Source organism: Mesorhizobium sp. PAMC28654, assembly GCF_020616515.1.
GTDB lineage: Bacteria > Pseudomonadota > Alphaproteobacteria > Rhizobiales > Rhizobiaceae > Mesorhizobium.
Map to the genome: position 1 here is coordinate 3,815,767 of NZ_CP085135.1, position 17,848 is coordinate 3,833,614.

16 protein-coding genes are annotated in these 17,848 nt (G+C 63.1%); 6 read left to right on the top strand and 10 right to left on the bottom strand.

Annotation, left to right across the window (positions count from 1 at the left end):
- Positions 1-103 precede the first annotated feature (103 nt).
- Positions 104-745, top strand: coding sequence for a hypothetical protein (locus tag LGH82_RS18705; RefSeq protein ID WP_227344150.1), 642 nt, complete (start codon positions 104-106; stop codon positions 743-745).
- 112 nt (positions 746-857) lie between these two features.
- The gene (locus LGH82_RS18710) at positions 858-1,532 is read left to right on the top strand and encodes an HAD family hydrolase (RefSeq protein WP_227344151.1); all 675 of its coding nucleotides are present in this window, start codon (positions 858-860) and stop codon (positions 1,530-1,532) included.
- A gap of 87 nt (positions 1,533-1,619) precedes the next feature.
- On the opposite strand, the gene lpdA is transcribed toward LGH82_RS18710, so the two are convergent.
- From lpdA to LGH82_RS18755, 9 genes are all read right to left on the bottom strand, one after another.
- Complete coding sequence (gene lpdA / locus LGH82_RS18715) at positions 1,620-3,065, bottom strand: dihydrolipoyl dehydrogenase (RefSeq protein ID WP_227344152.1); 1,446 nt, start codon at positions 3,063-3,065, stop codon at positions 1,620-1,622.
- 48 nt (positions 3,066-3,113) lie between these two features.
- Complete coding sequence (locus tag LGH82_RS18720) at positions 3,114-4,487, bottom strand: pyruvate dehydrogenase complex dihydrolipoamide acetyltransferase (protein ID WP_227344153.1); 1,374 nt, start codon at positions 4,485-4,487, stop codon at positions 3,114-3,116.
- Positions 4,488-4,490: 3 nt separating this feature from the next.
- Positions 4,491-5,489 carry an alpha-ketoacid dehydrogenase subunit beta gene (locus LGH82_RS18725; protein WP_227344154.1) on the bottom strand — a complete coding sequence of 333 codons (999 nt, stop codon included), beginning with the start codon at positions 5,487-5,489 and terminating at the stop codon, positions 4,491-4,493.
- A complete protein-coding gene (locus LGH82_RS18730) occupies positions 5,489-6,517 on the bottom strand; it encodes a thiamine pyrophosphate-dependent dehydrogenase E1 component subunit alpha (protein WP_227344155.1) in 1,029 nt (342 codons plus the stop codon). Before LGH82_RS18730 ends, LGH82_RS18725 begins: the two co-directional genes overlap by 1 nt.
- Positions 6,518-6,519: 2 nt before the next feature.
- Entirely contained in the window at positions 6,520-7,848 is a 1,329-nt protein-coding gene (locus tag LGH82_RS18735; protein ID WP_227344156.1) for an NAD(P)H-dependent oxidoreductase, read from the bottom strand.
- Between the two features lie 231 nt (positions 7,849-8,079).
- Entirely contained in the window at positions 8,080-8,928 is an 849-nt protein-coding gene (locus tag LGH82_RS18740) for a carbohydrate ABC transporter permease (RefSeq protein WP_227344157.1), read from the bottom strand.
- Positions 8,925-9,800, bottom strand: coding sequence for a carbohydrate ABC transporter permease (locus tag LGH82_RS18745; protein WP_227344158.1), 876 nt, complete (start codon positions 9,798-9,800; stop codon positions 8,925-8,927). Before LGH82_RS18745 ends, LGH82_RS18740 begins: the two co-directional genes overlap by 4 nt.
- A gap of 74 nt (positions 9,801-9,874) precedes the next feature.
- The gene (locus LGH82_RS18750) at positions 9,875-11,164 is read right to left on the bottom strand and encodes an ABC transporter substrate-binding protein (protein ID WP_227344159.1); all 1,290 of its coding nucleotides are present in this window, start codon (positions 11,162-11,164) and stop codon (positions 9,875-9,877) included.
- An 83-nt stretch (positions 11,165-11,247) separates the two neighbouring features.
- Entirely contained in the window at positions 11,248-12,348 is a 1,101-nt protein-coding gene (locus LGH82_RS18755) for an ABC transporter ATP-binding protein (protein WP_227344160.1), read from the bottom strand.
- Positions 12,349-12,531: 183 nt separating this feature from the next.
- Here LGH82_RS18755 and LGH82_RS18760 point away from each other — a divergent pair, with 183 nt between their 5' ends.
- Positions 12,532-13,377, top strand: coding sequence for a metallophosphoesterase family protein (locus LGH82_RS18760; protein ID WP_227344161.1), 846 nt, complete (start codon positions 12,532-12,534; stop codon positions 13,375-13,377).
- 120 nt (positions 13,378-13,497) lie between these two features.
- Here the strand turns inward: LGH82_RS18760 and LGH82_RS18765 are convergent, their stop codons facing one another.
- Positions 13,498-14,265 (bottom strand): 5'/3'-nucleotidase SurE, encoded by a 768-nt coding sequence (locus LGH82_RS18765; RefSeq protein WP_227344162.1) that lies wholly within the window; start codon positions 14,263-14,265, stop codon positions 13,498-13,500.
- A 206-nt stretch (positions 14,266-14,471) separates the two neighbouring features.
- On the opposite strand from LGH82_RS18765, the gene LGH82_RS18770 reads away from it, so the two are divergent.
- The 3 genes from LGH82_RS18770 (at position 14,472) to LGH82_RS18780 (ending at position 17,804) form a co-directional block, all read left to right on the top strand.
- Complete coding sequence (locus LGH82_RS18770) at positions 14,472-15,464, top strand: sugar-binding transcriptional regulator (protein ID WP_227344163.1); 993 nt, start codon at positions 14,472-14,474, stop codon at positions 15,462-15,464.
- A 197-nt stretch (positions 15,465-15,661) separates the two neighbouring features.
- Positions 15,662-17,056 (top strand): aminotransferase, encoded by a 1,395-nt coding sequence (locus tag LGH82_RS18775; protein ID WP_227344164.1) that lies wholly within the window; start codon positions 15,662-15,664, stop codon positions 17,054-17,056.
- A 100-nt stretch (positions 17,057-17,156) separates the two neighbouring features.
- Entirely contained in the window at positions 17,157-17,804 is a 648-nt protein-coding gene (locus LGH82_RS18780) for a TetR family transcriptional regulator C-terminal domain-containing protein (protein WP_227344165.1), read from the top strand.
- Positions 17,805-17,848 lie beyond the last annotated feature (44 nt).

Here is a 17,848-nt window from a genome sequence, read left to right on the forward strand (position 1 = left end):
CGTCAACGATCGTCATCCACAGGAAACGCTGATTGATTTCGGCGATCGTACAAGCGTGCTAGGGTCGGGGCCCTGGCTTCCGCCGAAACAGGATCAATGAGAGATGGATCTGCCCTTCAAGGATGAACTGGCCCTGATGCCCGATCTTGGTCATCGGCTGCGGCAGTTGCGCTGGTTTCGCGCCACCTTCCGCAGCAGCGCCAAGGTGGTCTCGGACACGTTCGGCGTGCGCTACGACATCGACGAGACGAAGCTCACCAGGGCGTTTCTCGACTGGATCGAGATCATGGAGGCGCAGAAGTGCTATGCCGAGATCGACCGGGCCGACTTCATCGTGTTTGCCGCCGGGCTGGTGCTGCGCGAACTGATCCGGCAGGCGCCGGCAAGGGAGATATCGGGCCTCACCGAGCTGATCGAGACGAAGGCGAACTCCAGGACGCTGGAGATCGTCCGCTTCTGGCCGGAGGGATTTCTCTATACCAATTACTGCGTATCGGCGATTTCGGCTGTCTATCAGCAGGAATTCGGCAGTGCGCCCAGCATCGACAAATGCGCCGACGACCTGCGCACCTGGTGGTCCTATCGCGAGAATGTGACGGAGATGCCGGCCTACGCGGTGGCCTTCCTCGACCGTTTTCTCGGCGCCGAACCGAACTGGATCACGCCGGACCATGCGCAGTCCCGGCAGGCCATGCAGCGGGCGCTCGGAGCACAGCGCCCGAGCGACGCCATCCGCCAGCTCTGATTTTTGAACGTTCACGGCCTTTCCCTGAAATGCCGGGGCGCGCCAGCTATTGAACATTTGACTTTTTACCGATAGCGATGTGCGGATTCTATTGAAGGTTCGGGAGAAGCGCGTGGCGCGTTCAAAGCTCATCATTTTCGATTGCGACGGCGTGCTTGTCGACAGCGAACCGCTGGCCGCGAAGGCCTACGAACGCGTCTACGAGAAGCACGGCATGAGCGGCGTCCACGGCGGCATCATCGCCCAATGCGTCGGCATGAAGCAGTCTGACATCATCGTCCGGATCAAGGAACTGACCGGCCATCAGTTTCCGGCGGCCGCCGACGGCGATATCTGGGCAGAAACCAAGATCCTGTTCTCGCAGGAGCTGAAGCCGACGCCCGGAATCACGGCTTTCCTGAAGGCGCTCAAGGGCGACCGCTGCGTTGCCTCGTCCTCCTCCGTCGAGCGCATAAACCACAGCCTCGCGGTGACGGGACTGGCATCCTTCTTCGGCGACGCCATCTACAGCTCCTCCATGGTCAAGAACGGCAAGCCGGCGCCGGACATCTTCCTGTTCGCCGCCGCGAAAATGGGCGCCGATCCGGCGGATTGCGTGGTGATCGAGGATTCGCCGTTCGGCATCCAGGGCGCGGTCGCCGCCGGCATGATGGCGATCGGCTATACGGGCGGCGGACATACCTATCCCGAGCACGCGGCGCGGCTGACGGCGGCCGGTGCTTCCATCATCTGTTCGGATTGGCAGGACGTCAGCCGGCAGCTGGCCGAGATCGGCATTCCGGCATAATTATCGATGATTGCCCGGGTGCCACGAAGACGGCACCCTAATGCGGCATCGATTTGAGCCGCGCTGATTGCCGGGCCGGACCTTGGCCTATGCGTTCAGCGCACGACCATAGGCGTCGAGCACGCTTTCCTTCATCATCTCCGACAGCGTCGGGTGCGGGAAGATCGTGTGCATCAGCTCTTCCTCGGTGGTCTCCAGGTTCATCGCCACAACAAAACCCTGGATCAACTCGGTCACCTCGGCGCCCACCATATGGGCACCCAGCAACTGCCCGGTCTTCTTGTCGAAGATGGTTTTGACGAAGCCCTGGTCTTCGCCGAGCGCGATCGCCTTGCCGTTGGCTGCAAAGGGGAAGCGACCGACGCGGATTTCCTTGCCTTCTGACAGAGCCTTGGCCTCTGTCAGGCCCACGGAGGCAACCTGCGGGTTGCAATAGGTGCAGCCGGGAATCTTCAGCTTGTCGATGGCATGCACGCCCGGGAAATTGGCGATCTTTTCAACGCACACCACGCCCTCATGCTCGGCCTTGTGGGCGAGCATCGGCGGGCCGGCGACGTCACCGATGGCATAGACGCCGGCAACATTGGTCTTGCCGTAGCCGTCAACGACCACGCAGCCGCGATCGGTCTTTACGCCCAGCGATTCGAGACCCAGATTTTCGATGTTGCCCTGCACGCCGACGGCCGAAATCATGCGGTCGGCGGTGATCTCCTGGACCTTGCCGTCCTTCATCTGGACATGGGCGGTGATCGAATTGGCTGATTTCTCGACCTTGGTCACCTTGGCCTCGAGAATGATCTTCATGCCCTGCTTCTCGAACTGCTTCTGGGCGAATTTCGAGACTTCGGCATCCTCGACCGGCATCACCGCCGGCAGAAGTTCGACCACGGTCACATCGACGCCCATGGTGCGATAGAACGAGGCGAACTCGATGCCGATGGCGCCCGAGCCCATGACCAGCAGCGACTTCGGCATCTCTGGCGGCACCATCGCCTCGAAATAGGTCCAGATCAGCTTTCCGTCCGGCTCGATGCCGGGCAGCGCGCGCGGCCGGGCGCCGGTGGCGATGATGATATGCTTGGCCGAGTAGGTACCTTCGCCCTTGACGCCCTTCGGAACGGGTGGCTGCGGCTGCATCGGCTTCTTGGCCGTCTTCGAAACGACGATCTCATTGGCCTTGGTCAGCTTGGCCTCGCCCCAGATGACGTCGACCTTGTTCTTCTTCATCAGGAAGCCGACGCCGTTGTTGAGGCGCAGCGAGACCTTGCGTGACCGGTCGACCACGGCCGCCGTGTCGACGCTGACCTTGCCGTCGAGCTTAAGGCCATAGTCCTTGAGATGGTCCGAATAATGCATGATCTCGGCCGAGCGCAGCAGCGCCTTGGTCGGGATGCAGCCCCAGTTGAGACAGATGCCGCCGAGATGCTCGCGCTCGACGATCGCCGTCTTGAAGCCGAGCTGCGCGGCGCGCACGGCGGCGACATAGCCGCCGGGCCCCGAGCCGATGATGATGACGTCATAGTTCTCAGCCATGGGAATTCCCCTGCTCGCGCATGCTTGATGGTCGACACCGACGATGGACTATATAAGCATGCCCATCGGGTTTTCGATCAAGCCCTTGAAGGCGACGAGCAGTTCGGCGCCAAGCGCGCCGTCGACGGCGCGATGGTCGGTCGACAGCGTCACCGACATGACCGTCGCAACCTTGATCTCGCCGTTCTTCACCACGGCCCGCTGCTCGCCAGCACCCACCGCAAGGATCGTCGCATGCGGCGGGTTGATGACGGCCGCGAAATCCTTGATGCCGAACATGCCGAGGTTGGACACCGCCGTGGTGCCGCCCTGGTACTCTTCCGGCTTCAGCTTGCGGCTGCGCGCGCGGCTTGCCAGATCCTTGATCTCGTTGGAGATCACCGACAGCGTCTTTTCTTCCGCCTTGCGGATGATCGGCGTAATCAGGCCGCCGGGGATCGACACGGCGACACCGACATCGACATGCTTGTGCTTGACCATGGCGCTCTCGGTCCACGAGGCATTGGCATCCGGCACGGCCTTCATCGCAACGGCAAAAGCCTTGATGACCATGTCGTTGACCGAGAGCTTGTAGGCGGGCGCTTCGCCCTTGTCGGTCTTCTTCATGGGAGCCGCCGCATTCAACTGCGTGCGCAGTGCCAGCAGCGCATCGAGCTCGCAGTCGAGCGTCAGGTAGAAATGCGGAATGGTTGATTTGGCCTCGACCAGGCGGCGCGCGATGGTCTTGCGCATGTTGTCATGCGGGACGAGTTCATAGGAGCCGGGTTCGAACAGCTTCAGCACCTGATCGTCCGACATGGCCTTGGGTGCAGACGCCGCTGTGGTGGCGGGAGCCGCCGGAGCAGCTGCAGGCGCTGCCTTGGCTGCGGGAGCCGTCTTGGCGCCGCCACCGGCAATCGCCGCGTCAACGTCGGCCTTCACCACGCGGCCATGCGGGCCGGTGCCTGATATGCCAGCGAGAGCAAGGCCCGCCTCACGGGCCAGACGTCGAGCAAGCGGTGTCGCACGTGCGCCCGACGGCGACTGGCCAATCTCCCTCCCCGTGGGGGAGATGCCCGGCAGGGCAGAGGGGGGCGTGACAGAATGCGGCGTTGGCGGGACAGCGCCCCCCTCTGTCGGCTTCGCCGACATCTCCCCCACGAGGGGGGAGATCGGCGCCACTTGCTTGGCCGCATAGCTTTCGCCCTCGGCATAGATCCAGGCAACAGGCGCACCGACTGCAATGTCGACGCCTTCCTTGCCGGTGACATCGCGCAGGATGCCGCTGGCCGGGGCGTCGATTTCCATCGCTGCCTTGTCGGTTTCGATCTCGAAGAGAACATCGCCCTTCTTGACGGTGGCACCCTCGGTCGCGAACCAGCGCGAAATCTGGCCGGTCGCCATGTCCATGTCGACCTTGGGAAGAATGACTTCGGTCGGCATGAGCTAGCGAACCCCTTTCACGAGGTCGCGCGCGGCGGTGATGATGTCGGGAACCTGCGGCACCGACGCCTTTTCCAGTTCGGGATTGTAGGGGATCGGCGTTTCCGCCCCGCCCAACCGGACGATCGGTGCATCCAGATAGTCGAACGCGTCGCTCTCGGCGATCATCGCGCTGACCTCGGCGCCGATGCCCAGCGTCTTGACCGCCTCGTAGACGCACATCAGCCGCGACGTCTTCTTGACGCTGTCGATGACCGTCTGCTTGTCCATCGGACGGATGGTCCTGAGATCGACCACTTCGACGTCGATGCCCTCGGCTTCCAGAACAGCTGCGGCTTCGAGCGCCTTGTTCACCATGATCGAGGTGGCGACGATGGTGAGATCCCGGCCTTCGCGGCGGATATCGGCCTTGCCGATCGGCACCGTGTAGTAGCCTTCGGGGACCGGGCCCTTCGTCTTGTAGAGCAGCTTGTGCTCGAAGATCATCACCGGATCGGGATCGGCGACGGCCGCCAGCAGCATGCCCTTGGCATCGTAAGGCGTCGCCGGCTGGATGACCTTCAGGCCGGGAACATGGCCGAGCCAGGCCTCGAGGCTCTGGCTGTGCTGCGCGGCGGCACCGGTGCCGGAACCGGCGGGAAAGCGCATGACGACGGGAACGGAAACCTCGCCGCCCAGCATGAAGCGCATCTTGGCCGCCTGGTTGACTATCTGCTCCATGGCGAGCGTGGCGAAATCGGAGAACTGGAACTCGAAGATCGGGCGCATGCCGGTGACGGCGGCGCCGACGGCGACGCCCGCTCCGCCCAGTTCCGAAATCGGCGTATCCAACACCCGATCAGCGCCAAAACGTTCGACAAGATCGCCGGTGACCTGGAAGGCGCCGCCATAGACGCCGATATCCTCGCCCATCAGGAAGACGCGTTCGTCCATTTCCATGGCCATCGCCATGGCTTCCTGGATCGCCTGGGCATAACTCAGCTCACGCACCATCGCGTCCATCACGCCTGCTCCGTATAAACATAATTGCCGGTGTCGCGGACATCCGGGGAAGGACTGTTCTTGGCGAACTCGATACCGTCGGCGATTTCCTGCGCCACGGCGTCGCGGACGGCCTGAATGCCCTTGTCGTCGATGAGACCGAATTCGCGCAGCTCGTTCTCGAACAGGGTGATCGGGTCGCGGTTCGACATCCAGTCCTCGATCTCCTCCTTGGTGCGATAGCGGTTGCGATCGCTCTTGGAGTGGCCGCGATGACGGTAGGTCTTGGACTCGATCAGTGTCGGGCCTTCTCCAGCACGGGCACGCTCGACGGCCTTGTGCGAGGCCTCGGCGACTTCCGAGAAGATGTTGCCGTTGACGATGACGCCGGGCATCGAATAGGCGGCGGCGCGGTCGGCGATGTTCTTGACTGCGGTGGAACGCGCTGTCGATGTCGACATGCCGTAGCCATTGTTCTCGCAGACGAAGATGACCGGCAGTTTCCAGATGGCGGCCATGTTCAGCGCTTCGTGGAAGGCGCCTTCATTGTTGGCGCCGTCGCCGAAGAAGGAGACGACGACCTTGCCGGTCTTCATCATCTTGGAGGAAAGTGCAGCGCCGACCGCGATCGGAATGCCGCCGCCGACGATGCCATTGGCGCCGAGATTGCCCTTGGCGACATCGGCGATGTGCATCGAGCCGCCACGGCCCTTGCAGTAGCCGGTGGTCTTGCCGAAGAACTCGGCGAACATGCGCTTGACCTCAGCGCCCTTGGCGATGCAGTGGCCGTGGCCGCGATGGGTCGAGGTGATCTGGTCATCCTCGCCGAGCGGCATGCAGATGCCCATCGCGCTGGCTTCCTGCCCGATCGACAGATGCATGGTGCCGTGGATGAGGCCGCGCATGTAGGATTCTTCCGCGCCCTCTTCGAAGCGGCGGATGAGGTACATCTTGTAGAGCACCTGCTTGAGCTGCTCGGCGCTGTACTGGCGATAGACGAAAGGCAGGTTGGCGCGGCTGTCCGCGACGGCTTTGCTGGCTGCGGACATGATCATGCTCCCACGGTGCCGTAGACGAGCTTGTCCTGGCGCGCGCGCAGCTCGGCAATCTTGGAACCCGACGCGGGGGCAGCGTTGGCATAGGTTATGAGCTCACCCTTCTTGATCGGCGCGGTGACGGAACCGCCCTGCAGCAGGCCGCAGGGAATGGCCTTGGCGGCACGCGCTTCCGGCGCCGTCATGATCCAGGCGCGGTAGCAATACTCGCCGATCGCATCGAGCTTCTCGCCGGGCTGCATGTCCTTTTTGGCGACGGCCGCGACTTCCGCCGTTGGTTTTGCCAGCGGCACCATGTCGGCCTTGCCGTAGAGCACGACGCGGGCGCATGTCAGCGGCACTTCGAGCGAGGTCAGGTGATAGGGGCGATGGAAGGTGAAGTACGGGCCCTTGCCCATCTTCAGATCTTCCATGCGCTCCGAAATGCGCGGATGCGACATGTCGGCGACGACGAAGACGCCGGGCGCGACGCCCTTGCCGATCGTGTAGTCGACGACGCCGACCCGTGACAGCACGCCGCCGTCCTTCTGCGGAACGAGCACCTTGGACAACTCGCCCAGCGTTGCCGCCGGGCCATGCATGCCGGCCTTGTCGGGAACGAGGCCGGTGGCGTTGGCGATCGCCGCCATCTCGACCATGGTCTTGGAACCATCGACGAACTCGACGAGCATGCGCACGTTCATGTGCCGGCGCTTGGCCTCCTCGGCATAATCGTCAGGGATCGCGTCGATGTTGAGCGGATTGTTCTTGCCCTTGCCGGCGGCGACGATCGGGTGGCCCATCGCCGAGACGAATTCGATCAGTTCCATGCAGGATGACGGCTCGTCGCCGGCGCCCAGCGAATAGGTGACGCCAAGCCGGTCGGCCTCGCTCTTCAGATAAGCGCCGATGGTGACGTCGGCCTCGACGTTCATCATCACCAGATGCTTGCCGTGCTCCATGGCGCGCAGTCCGATTTCGGCGCCGACAGCGGGAACGCCGGTGGCATCGATGACGACGTCGATGAGATCATTGTTGATGACCAGGCTGGCGTCGTTGGTGACGGCGATCTTGCCGGCCTCCATCGCCGCGGTCATCGCGGACGCGTTCGACACTTCGCGGGCGTGCCCGGTCTCCTGGAAGGCGATATCCACCGCCTTGCTGGCAGCGGGAAGGTTGAGTTCGGAGATGGCGCCGATCTCAATGCCGGACATATGGGCGACGCGGGTGACGATGTCCGTGCCCATCTCGCCCGAGCCGATCAGGCCGATGCGAATCGGCTTGCCGGACTTGGCGCGTTCCTCGAGATCGCGGGCGAGGCCCGTCAACGAAACATTGGAAGCCATAGCGATCATTCCTCCCACAATACAGGCTGTTCAAGTGCATGACAGGTATTGAACATCTGTATTTCTGTCAAGACTAATGTCCAAAATTCCACGCTTTCGCGACCCTTTCGCAAGGCCTTGCGCGAACCCAAAACGGGTCCGTTGGAAAGCCGGCTGTCGAACGGCTTGTCCTGTCGGTCCGGATGGGAATAGGCAGTCGAGGCGGAAGGCCCCGAGTCTGTTTGGAGCCGGCTATTTGATGCCGGCCCGCATGAAGCTCTGGACGAACTGGCGCTGGAACAGCAGGAAGCCGATCAGCAGCGGCGCCGATGTCATCAGGGCGGCGGCTGAAATGATGCTCCACTGCACACCCTGGTCGGGCGACGCGAAGACCTGCAGGCCGACCGTGAGCGGCCGGGTCGAAACCGAGTTGGTGATCACCAGCGGCCACAGCAGATTGTTCCAGTGGTAGCTGGCCGAGACCAGCCCGTAGGCGACATAGATCGGGCGCGACAGGGGAACATAGACCTTGAGCAGGATGCCGAGCGGCCCGGCGCCCTCGACGCGTGCGGCATCGTCAAGCTCCCTGGGCACGGTCAGGAACGCTTGGCGGAGCAGGAAGATGCCGAAGGCCGACGCCATGTAGGGCAAGCCCATCGCCCACACCGTGTCGACGAGGCCGAGCTTTACCATGGTGCGGTAGTTTTCGACCATCAGCACCTCGGGCATGATCATCAGCTGGACCAGCACCAGCATGAACACCAGCGTCTTGCCGCGGAAATCGTAGCGGGCGAAGGCATAGGCGGCGAGCGTGCAGATGACGAATTGCGAGGCAAGGATGACCGTGATCAGCACGAAGGTGTTGAGGAAATAGCGCGCGAAGGGCGCGGCGTTCCACGCCTGGATGAAGTTGGCGAGCGTCAGCGGCGCCGTCAGGTCGAAGCGCACCTCGTATTCGGCCGGATGGAACGCCATCCATACCGCGTAGAGCAGCGGCAGGATCCAGAGCGCGCCGAGAAGATAGCAGCCGATGACCTCGATGGCGTGCCAAAAACCGTGCTCGCGGGACTGGACCTGCTGGGGGAGAGCGGTGGCGGTCATTTGTAGTGGACCCTCCGGTCGAGAATGCCGAACTGCACGAAGGCAAGCGCGGCGAGCAGCGCCAGCAGCACCATGGTCAGCGCGGCGGCATAGCCGGTATCCCAGAAGCGGAACGCCGTCTGGTAGATGTAGTAGAGCAGCAGCGTGCTGGCGTTGTCGGGACCACCGCGGGTCATGACGATGACGTGGTCGATCAGCCGGAACGAGTTGATGATGGCGTTGATCAGCACGAACAGCGTCGTCGGCATCAGCAGCGGAAAGGTGACGCGGCGAAAGAAGTACCAGCGCCCCGCGCCTTCGAGCGCGGCGGCCTCGCCGAGCGACGGGCTGATCTGCTGCAGCGCCGCGAGGTAGAAGATCATGAAGAAGCCGGCTTCCTTCCAGACGGCCAGCACCATCAGGCTGCCAAGCGCCGTCGAACCATCACCCAGCCAGTTGCGTTCGGCAAAGCCGAACAGGCCGAGAAAGCGGTCGATGAGACCGTAGCCGGGCGTGTAGAAGAACAGCCAGATGTTGGCCACCGCGATCATCGGCAGGATGGTGGGCAGGAAGAAGGACATGCGCAGCAGGCCCTTGCCGCGGATGGAGGAATTGACGATGAGCGCCATCAGCATCGCCAGGCCGATCGCCACCGGCACGGTGCCGATGGCGTAGATGGCATTGTTCTTCAAAGCGACCAAGAACACCGGGTCGCTCAGCATGTCGGTGTAGTGGCCGACGCCGACGAACTTGGCCGGGCGCGCGCCGCGCGGCGTGTTGTAGAAGCTGTTGACCAGCGTCATCACCGCCGGGATGTGGGTGAACGCCGCCAGTAGCACGACGGCCGGCAACAGCAGCAGCCATGCGGTGATCTGATTTCGTCCCTGTGTCACGGGAACAGCCTTTCCTGTCGGCGGTGAGGAAGCCGAAGCGGCGGACCGGTATCGGCCCGCCGCCTTTGTCTCGGTCAGCGATACTGCTTGAGGATGCGATCGGCTTCCTGCTGCGCGTCGCTCATCGCCTGTGCCGGTGTCTTGGAGCCGGTGAGCGCGGCCTCGATGCCGTCGTCGATGACCCGGGCGACACGCTGGTTCTCATGCGTCGAGAGCTCCGGCACCATGTAGGGAATCTGGTCGTGCGGAACGGCGGCGCCGGGGAATTCCTTGACATAGGCCTGCATGGCCGGCGTGTTCCAGGCATCGTCGCGCGGCGCGATATAGCCGGTCTTGATGCTCCACTCGGCGGCCTGATCGGCGGAGGTCAGCCATTTCACGAACTGGAAGGCGGCCTGCTGCTTTTCGGGCGCGGTGCCGTTGAAGATGAAGATGTTGCCGCCGCTGGTCGGGGCGCCACGCTTCTTGTGCTCGGGCAGCATCTGCACGCCGAAGGGGAATGGCGCATTGGCCTTGACGTTGGTCAGGTTTCCGCTGGTGGTGGTGATCATGGCGGCGCGACCCTCGAAGAAGTCCTTCGGGTTGGTCGCCCATTCGATCACGCCGGGCTTCATCACCTTGTGCTTGAGCGCGAGGTCCGTCCAGTACTGCAGGCCTTCGACAACTTCGGGCGCGTCGAAATAGGTCTTGGTCCCGGAGATGTCGGCGATGGTGCCGCCGTTCTGCGCGACATAGCCCTGCAGCAACCAGTAGGAGGTCAGCGACGACGGCACCTGCATGCCCCATTGCGTGACATTGCCGCCGGCATCGCGCTTGGTCAGCTTGGTGGCGAAGTCGACGACTTCGTCCCAGTTCTGCGGACCGATTTCGGGGTTGAGGCCGGCCTGCTTGAAGGCGTCCTTGTTCCAGAAGAAGATCGTCGTGCCGCGCGGGAACGGGATGCCCCAGGTCTTGTCCTCGCTCTTGCTGTTGAGCATGAACACCGGCGAGAAGCCGGCGAGCCAGGCCTTGTCGTCGTCGGTCTTGATGAAATCGTCGACCGGCGCGATCGCGCCCTCGTCGATCAGCGTGAAGACGTCAGCCGAAAGCATGACCGCCAGTTCCGGCGGCTGGCCGGCCTTGTACGCCGTCAGCGACTTGCTGATCGTCTCGGAATAGGTGCCCGAATAGATCGCCTTGACCTTGATGTCGGGGTTGGCGGCCTCGAACCTGGTGATCAGGTCGTCGACGATCTTGGTCACCGGGCCGCCGATGGCCACGGGATAGTAGAGACTGATCTCGACCGGCGCCGCCTGCGCCACGCCAAAGCTCAGGCCTGCCCCCAACAGCGCGGCGCCGATCCATTTACCACCGATATTCAGCATCGTTTCCTCCGGTTTTCTGATGTTTTTCTGGTCGCCATTCGCCGATCCGCGGATCGTAGGCCTGGCGCGAACTCGCCTGAAGGTCAGGGCACCACGCGCAGCGCGCGCTCGCCGGCCGCCTGGCCGACCAGCACCCGGCGCTCGACCCGGTTGCCGTCGCTCTCGTCGAAGACATGCATGGCGTCGGGCAGCCAACCCAGCCGTATTTGGTCGCCGACCGATTGGCGCCGGATGCCCTCGACGCGCACCTGCAGGAGCTGGTCGCCGACGCTGCATTCGAGAATGCTGTCGGCACCATGATATTCGATGCTACGTATGACGGAGGGAACGACGCCATCCTGCTCGATCCTGATTTCCTCGGGCCGCAGTCCGAGCGACAGCCCGTCGCCCTTGCCCTCGACCAACGCCGGACCCGATGATCCCTTGACGATGGCGCCGGCCGGCCCGTCGGCCAGCGAGACCAGGTTCATCGGCGGCGTGCCGATGAACCTCGCGGCGAACGAGGTCGCTGGCCGCAGATACAGGCCGACAGGATCCGCCTTCTGCTCGATGCGGCCATTGCGCATGAGGATGACCTGGTCGGCGAGGCTCATGGCCTCGATCTGGTCGTGGGTGACGTAGACCATGGTCATGCCAAGCGCCTGCTGGATGGCGCGGATTTCCTTGCGCATCTCGTGGCGAAGCTGCGCGTCGAGATTGGACAGCGGCTCATCCATGAGGCAGACCGATGCTTCGGCGACGATCGCCCGGCCGAGGGCGACGCGCTGCTGCTGACCGCCCGAAAGCTGGGAAGGCTTGCGGTCAAGAAGCGCCCCCAGCCCGAGAATGTCGACTGCCTTCTTCAGGCGGCGCGTCCGCTCCCCGGCCGGCACCCGCCGCACCTTGAGACCAAATATGATGTTTTCAGCGACACTGAGATGCGGGAAGAGCGCATAGGACTGGAACACCATGGCCAAGCCACGCTTGGCCGGCGGCTGTCCGGTGACATCCTTGCCGCCGATGAATATCTGGCCGGAGGTGACGGGATCGAGGCCGGCAATCAGACGTAGCGTCGTCGACTTGCCGCACCCGGACGGCCCTAGCAGGACCGTCAGTGTACCGGGCTTGACCTCGAAATTGACATCCTTGACGGCGTCAAAGGTCGACCACCTCTTGTTGAGATTCCTGATCTCAATGCCGGACATGGCCGCCTCCCTATTCCCACCCCCACCCGATCCCTCTGGAACCAGCGCAGCAAATGCGCGATCAGGCTGGCGATCCGCTGATCGCTCAAATCGAATATTGAACTATCTTTTATAAGTCAATACAATTGTACACTTCTGAGCCGGCTACGCGTCAGATCCACGACCCACGCAAAAGAGAGATCCATGGCCTCGATTCGAATTATGCAGATATCCGACACGCATCTGTCGCCGCGAACGCATCGCTTTCACGAGAACAACGAACTCATGATCGATGTGCTGAAGGCCGCCGATCACGACCTGATCATCCATACCGGCGACATCACGCTCGACGGCATCCGCTTCGAGGAGGATTATCCGTTCTGCCGCGAATTCCTGCAGCGCGCCGGCAAGGACATTCGCTACATTCCCGGCAACCATGATGTCGGCGACAATCCGCGCCTGTCGAAGTCCGAAACCGTCATGGGCAGCGCCATCAGCCCGACCAGGCTTGACCGCTACGAGCGCTATTACGGCGCCGACAGATGGTCGATCGATCGTGGCAACTGGCGGCTTCTGGGCATCAATTCGCTGCGCGTCGGCTCGGGGCTCGACGGCGAACGGCAGCAGTATGACTGGATCGGCGAACAGCTGGCGACGCTGGGCGAGCGGCACCTGGCTGTCTTCTCGCACCAGCCGCTTTATGTCGACACACCCGAAAGCACGGAACTGACCTACTGGACTGTCGACCCGATCGGCCGCGAGCATTTGCGTGCGCTGATGGAGCACAAGCAGCTGAAGATGATCGCCAGCGGGCATCTGCACCAGCAACGCTCACGCAGCCATGACGGCGTCCGGCTCGAATGGTGCTCTTCCATCGCCTTCACCACTCGCGAGGAATTGGTGCCGGAAATGGGCGGCAATCGCGAGGTCGGCTATCTCGAGCACGTGCTTGACGATGACGGCGGTGTCGAAACGCGCGCTATCACCATCCCCGGCTTCGTCAACAGCTATCTCGACGACTGCCTGCTCGAGGTCTACCCGAAATACTGATCTCCCAACGCTTGAGAGCATCAGAGCAATTCCTGGAAAAGTGTGAAACGGTTTTCCCGGGAAAGCGTCAAAACAAAGAGATAGCGAAAGGGCGCCGGCTGATCCCGGCGCCCCTTGTTTTCAGGCGACCGCCTGTTCACGCGCGCCGTCGAGCTCCGACAATGCGCCCGCCGGCACCGCGGCATGCCCCATCCAGTTCAGGCAGGTAACAGAAGCTACGCCCGAATCGATCAGGCTGTTCTCGTCGCCCGGCGTCGTCGCGTAGTTGCGATCGGCCAGCGGCTCGATGCGGGCGCTGCTTGCATCCTCGGCATGGATGACGACGCGCGTCGCGCATTTGTCGCGGCCGATGCGCGCCGCGCGCATGGGCGCCGGCACAGTGCGCGGCAGGTTGACGCTCAGCCAATGCCCCTCCAGAGCCCATTCATCGCGGGTCTTCCAGAAACCTTCGATGCGCGCGGCCAGCCAGGCGACATCGTCCTCGCCATAGGCCTGGCTGTCGCGCGGCATGGAGAAGGCGACGCCGGCAATGCCGCACAATGCGGCCTCGCGCGCCACCGCCATGGTGCCGGAATAGGAAACGTCCTCGGCGACGTTGCGGCCTTCATTGATGCCCGACAGCACCAGGTCGGGTTTCGCACCGTCGCGGAACACCCAGTGCATCGCCGCGATGACGCAATCGGCTGGGGTGCCGGTGCAGGAATAGCGGCGGGCCGAAACCTCTTCGACGGTAAAAGCCTGCCGCAACGTGATCGAATGACCAAAGCCGCTGCGATTGCCGCTGGGCGCCACGGTCCAGACGTCGTCGCTCAACAGCTTTGCCGCCCGTTCCAGGATCGCCAGGCCCGGCGCGTCGATTCCGTCATCATTGGAGAGCAGTATTCGCATATCGTATCCTTCTGGCCGCGCCAAAGCGCCTTCATAATTCGTACATTTATGCCATATTGAGAATTATTGTACAATTCTGCAGCATAGGCTCGGCGCGGCTATTTTCAGTTTGCCAGATTTCCCTCGGCCGACCGGCGCGCGAGCGGGCGGCGCGATTTCCCTCCGCCGGCAAATCGTCTAATGGGGGTTATCTTGGGGGATGCGGCATGACAGGTTCCGAAAAGAAGCCGAGGCGGACGAAATTCCAATCCGACCAGGATGAGCTCAAGCTCAGGGCCGCCTATCTCTATTACGTCGAAGGGCTGACCCAGGAACAGGTCGCCCAGCATCTCGGCATCAGCCGCATCAAGGCCCTGCGCCTGCTGGCGGCGACGCGCGAGGACGGCACCGTCCAGATCACCATCAATTCGCACGCCGAATCGCTGATCCGCCTGCAGCGCGACCTGGAAAAGCACCTTGGCCTCGCCGAGGCGATCGTGGTGCCGGCATCGAGCCCTGATGAAGAAAGCGTCGCCGCCGTCGTCGGCCATGCCACCGGGCGCTACATCTCCGAACAGGTCACCAACGGGCTGTCGATCGGGGTCGGCTGGGGCGCCACGCTGCAGGTCTGCATGCGGTCGCTGATCTGGCGCGAGGTCGATGACATGACGGTGATTTCGCTGCTCGGCGGCCTGACCCACGCCACCGCGCACAACCCTTCGGCCGTCGCCTGGCGTTTCGCCGAATTCTACCGCACGGAACTCTACCAGATCACCGCACCGGTGTTCGTGCCCGACCGCGAACTGGCCGATGCGCTGTGGAAGCAGGATGACCTCAAGCAGCTCTACGAGCGGGCGCGCGCCGTCGACATCGCGCTGCTGAGCGTCGGCGATGTCAGCACGCAGGCCTCGATCTTCCGCCGCGGCATCCTGAACTGGTCAGACGCCAAGAGCCTGAAGGACGCGGGCGCGGTCGGCGACGTGCTCTGCCACTTCGTCGATGCCGACGGCAATGTCATCGACCATCCCGTCAACCATCGCGCCATGGCCATCAATCCCGCCGATATCCGCAAGGTGCCGAAGGTGATCATCTCGTCCGGCGGCGTGCGCAAGATCCACGCCATCCGCGCCGGCATCGCCGCCACCAACGCCAAGCTGCTGATCACCGACGTCGCGGCCGCCCAGGCCTTGCTGGAGCTTCCTGCCCTTTCGCGGTCCTGAAGCAGGTTTCGGGTTCCATCGCACAATCCCGGCGGCGATCATGACCCGCCGGGATTTTTTCAAACTCCAAAACTGATTGACTGGACAATCAATTTGTGAGCTTGGTTGTGGCGTCGGTGGATCGCAGCGCGATCAGCAGCGTCAGGTCGTGTGCACTGGGATCGTAGACGCGCAACGACGGACAGGGAGGAAGTGTCATGAACAAGGCGGTCGGATCGCAGTGGAATGCCACCGAGATGGAAGAGGCGGCGCGACGGCATCTGCTGTCGCCGTCCGAAGCCATGGAAAAGCTTGGCCAGTCGGCACGCCCACTGCTTGCCCGTGGCGAGGGCATCTATGTGATCGACGCCAAGGGCCGCCGGCTGATCGACGGCCCCGCCGGCATGTGGTGCACGCAGATCGGCTACAACCGCCATGAGATCGCCGACGCCATCGCCGAACAGGCGTTGCAACTGGCCTACAATTCGCCCTGGTACACGACGAATTCGCAGTCGGCCGAACTGGCGGCGCGTATCGCCGCGCTGACGCCGGGCGACCTCAACCGCGTCTTCTTCACCACGGGTGGCTCGACCGCGGTCGATTCGGCGCTGCGCTTTGTCGAATTCTACAACAATGTGCTGGGACGCCCGCAGAAGAAGCACATCATCGTGCGGCGCGAAGGCTATCATGGCAGCACCGCGCTGACGGCAGCCTGCTCGGGCCGCGCCGGCAACTGGCCGAATTTCGATATCGTCTCGGACAGGATCTCGTTCATCTCCAGCCCCAACATCCGCCTTGCCGGCGGCAAGGACGAGGCAGCGTTCCTGGACTTTCTGGTCGACGAATTCCGGCACGAGATCGCGCGCATTGGCGCCGAGAAGGTGGCGGTGTTCCTTGCCGAACCTTTGCTGGCGTCCGGTGGCGTCATCATTCCGCCGAAGGGCTATCATGCCCGCTTCAAGGCCGTGTGCGAGGAGCATGACATCATCTATATCTCCGACGAGGTCGTCACCGGCTTTGGCCGCTGCGGCGAATGGTTCGCGTCGGAGAAAGTGTTCGGCGTCGTCCCCGACATCATCACCTTCGCCAAGGGCGTGACCTCCGGCTATGTGCCGCTGGGCGGCTTTGCCATTTCCGAGCGCCTGCTGGACAAGGTCAGCGGCGAGAACGCCAGGGGTAGCAACTATTCGAACGGCTACACCTATTCCGGTCATCCGGTGAGCTGTGCGGCCGCGCTCGCCAATATCGCGGTGATCGAGAAGGACGGCATATTGGAGCATGTGCGCGACATCTCCAGCTATTTCGCCGAGCGCCTTCACAGTCTGGCCGACCTGCCGCTGGTGGCGAATGTCCGCGCCTCCGGCCTGGTCGGCTGCGTCGAATGCCTGGTCGATACGTCGTCGCCCGATGTCACCGATTTCGACAAGCGGATCGGCGCGCGCATCGACGCCCATTGCGCGGAGCTCGGGCTGATCGTGCGCCCGCTCGGCAATATGTGCGTGATGTCGCCGGCGCTGATCATCACAAGGGACCAGATCGACGACATGATCGGCATTCTGCGCCAGGGCATAGAGCGGGCGGCTGCCGAAATCGAAAGCGGCGAACTCGTCTAGTGCGACAGCGTGATTCCCGGGCTCCGGGCGGCAAAGTCTTGTGCCGGCTTCGCCGAAGCTGCTATCCAGACCGGATACATCCCGGTCAAGACCAGAGATCATGAACCAAGCCGCGGCACACGCTGACAACTCGACCGACAAGCGGCGCGCGCCGACGCGCGAGGATCAGGTGCAGGAGCGGCGGCGCTCGCTGATCGAGGCGGCGCTCACCGTCATCGCTCGCAAGGGCCTGGCCGGCTTCACGATGAACGACATCGCCCAGGAAGCCGGTTGCAGCTACGGCGTCGTGTCGTTCCATTTCAAATCGAAGGAAGGCATCACGCTGGCCGCGCTCGACCACATGGTCGAGGAGTATGACCGCAGCCTGAACCGCCCGGAATACGACTCGCCGGCCGCCCGCCTGCTGGGGATGATCGAACTCGATTTCGATGCAGAGATGTCGAACGCCGGGCACATCGCCGTCTTCACCGACTTCTGGGCGGAGTCGGCGCGCAATCCGGAGTATCGGCGGCGCTGCGCCGAGCTGAAGACCCGCTACGATGCCATCGTGAAGGCCGATATCGCCGCGCTTGCCGAGCTGAGGCGGATCGATCTCGACCCGGCCCTGGTCGCCCGCAGCCTCAACGCCCTGATCGACGGGCTCTGGATTTCAGGCCAGGTTTTCACAACCGCCGGCCCCGCCGGACGCGACATGGCGAAGAAGGCATGCCGGTTCTATCTCAAGGCCATCTTTCCCGACGATTTCTGACCAGTTCACCCGCCTCGGGACGGCGGATGATGCCGGTTAAAACC

Bases quoted from the DNA above. Each gene is read 5' to 3' on its own strand.
- LGH82_RS18705 (WP_227344150.1), top strand. From the start codon at position 104: ATGGATCTGCCCTTCAAGGATGAACTGGCCCTGATGCCCGATCTTGGT.
- lpdA (WP_227344152.1), bottom strand. From the start codon at position 3,065: ATGGCTGAGAACTATGACGTCATCATCATCGGCTCGGGGCCCGGCGGC.
- LGH82_RS18720 (WP_227344153.1), bottom strand. From the start codon at position 4,487: ATGCCGACCGAAGTCATTCTTCCCAAGGTCGACATGGACATGGCGACC.
- LGH82_RS18725 (WP_227344154.1), bottom strand. From the start codon at position 5,489: ATGGACGCGATGGTGCGTGAGCTGAGTTATGCCCAGGCGATCCAGGAA.
- LGH82_RS18730 (WP_227344155.1), bottom strand. From the start codon at position 6,517: ATGTCCGCAGCCAGCAAAGCCGTCGCGGACAGCCGCGCCAACCTGCCT.
- LGH82_RS18735 (WP_227344156.1), bottom strand. From the start codon at position 7,848: ATGGCTTCCAATGTTTCGTTGACGGGCCTCGCCCGCGATCTCGAGGAA.
- LGH82_RS18740 (WP_227344157.1), bottom strand. From the start codon at position 8,928: ATGACCGCCACCGCTCTCCCCCAGCAGGTCCAGTCCCGCGAGCACGGT.
- LGH82_RS18750 (WP_227344159.1), bottom strand. From the start codon at position 11,164: ATGCTGAATATCGGTGGTAAATGGATCGGCGCCGCGCTGTTGGGGGCA.
- LGH82_RS18755 (WP_227344160.1), bottom strand. From the start codon at position 12,348: ATGTCCGGCATTGAGATCAGGAATCTCAACAAGAGGTGGTCGACCTTT.
- LGH82_RS18760 (WP_227344161.1), top strand. From the start codon at position 12,532: ATGGCCTCGATTCGAATTATGCAGATATCCGACACGCATCTGTCGCCG.
- LGH82_RS18765 (WP_227344162.1), bottom strand. From the start codon at position 14,265: ATGCGAATACTGCTCTCCAATGATGACGGAATCGACGCGCCGGGCCTG.
- LGH82_RS18770 (WP_227344163.1), top strand. From the start codon at position 14,472: ATGACAGGTTCCGAAAAGAAGCCGAGGCGGACGAAATTCCAATCCGAC.
- LGH82_RS18775 (WP_227344164.1), top strand. From the start codon at position 15,662: ATGAACAAGGCGGTCGGATCGCAGTGGAATGCCACCGAGATGGAAGAG.
- LGH82_RS18780 (WP_227344165.1), top strand. From the start codon at position 17,157: ATGAACCAAGCCGCGGCACACGCTGACAACTCGACCGACAAGCGGCGC.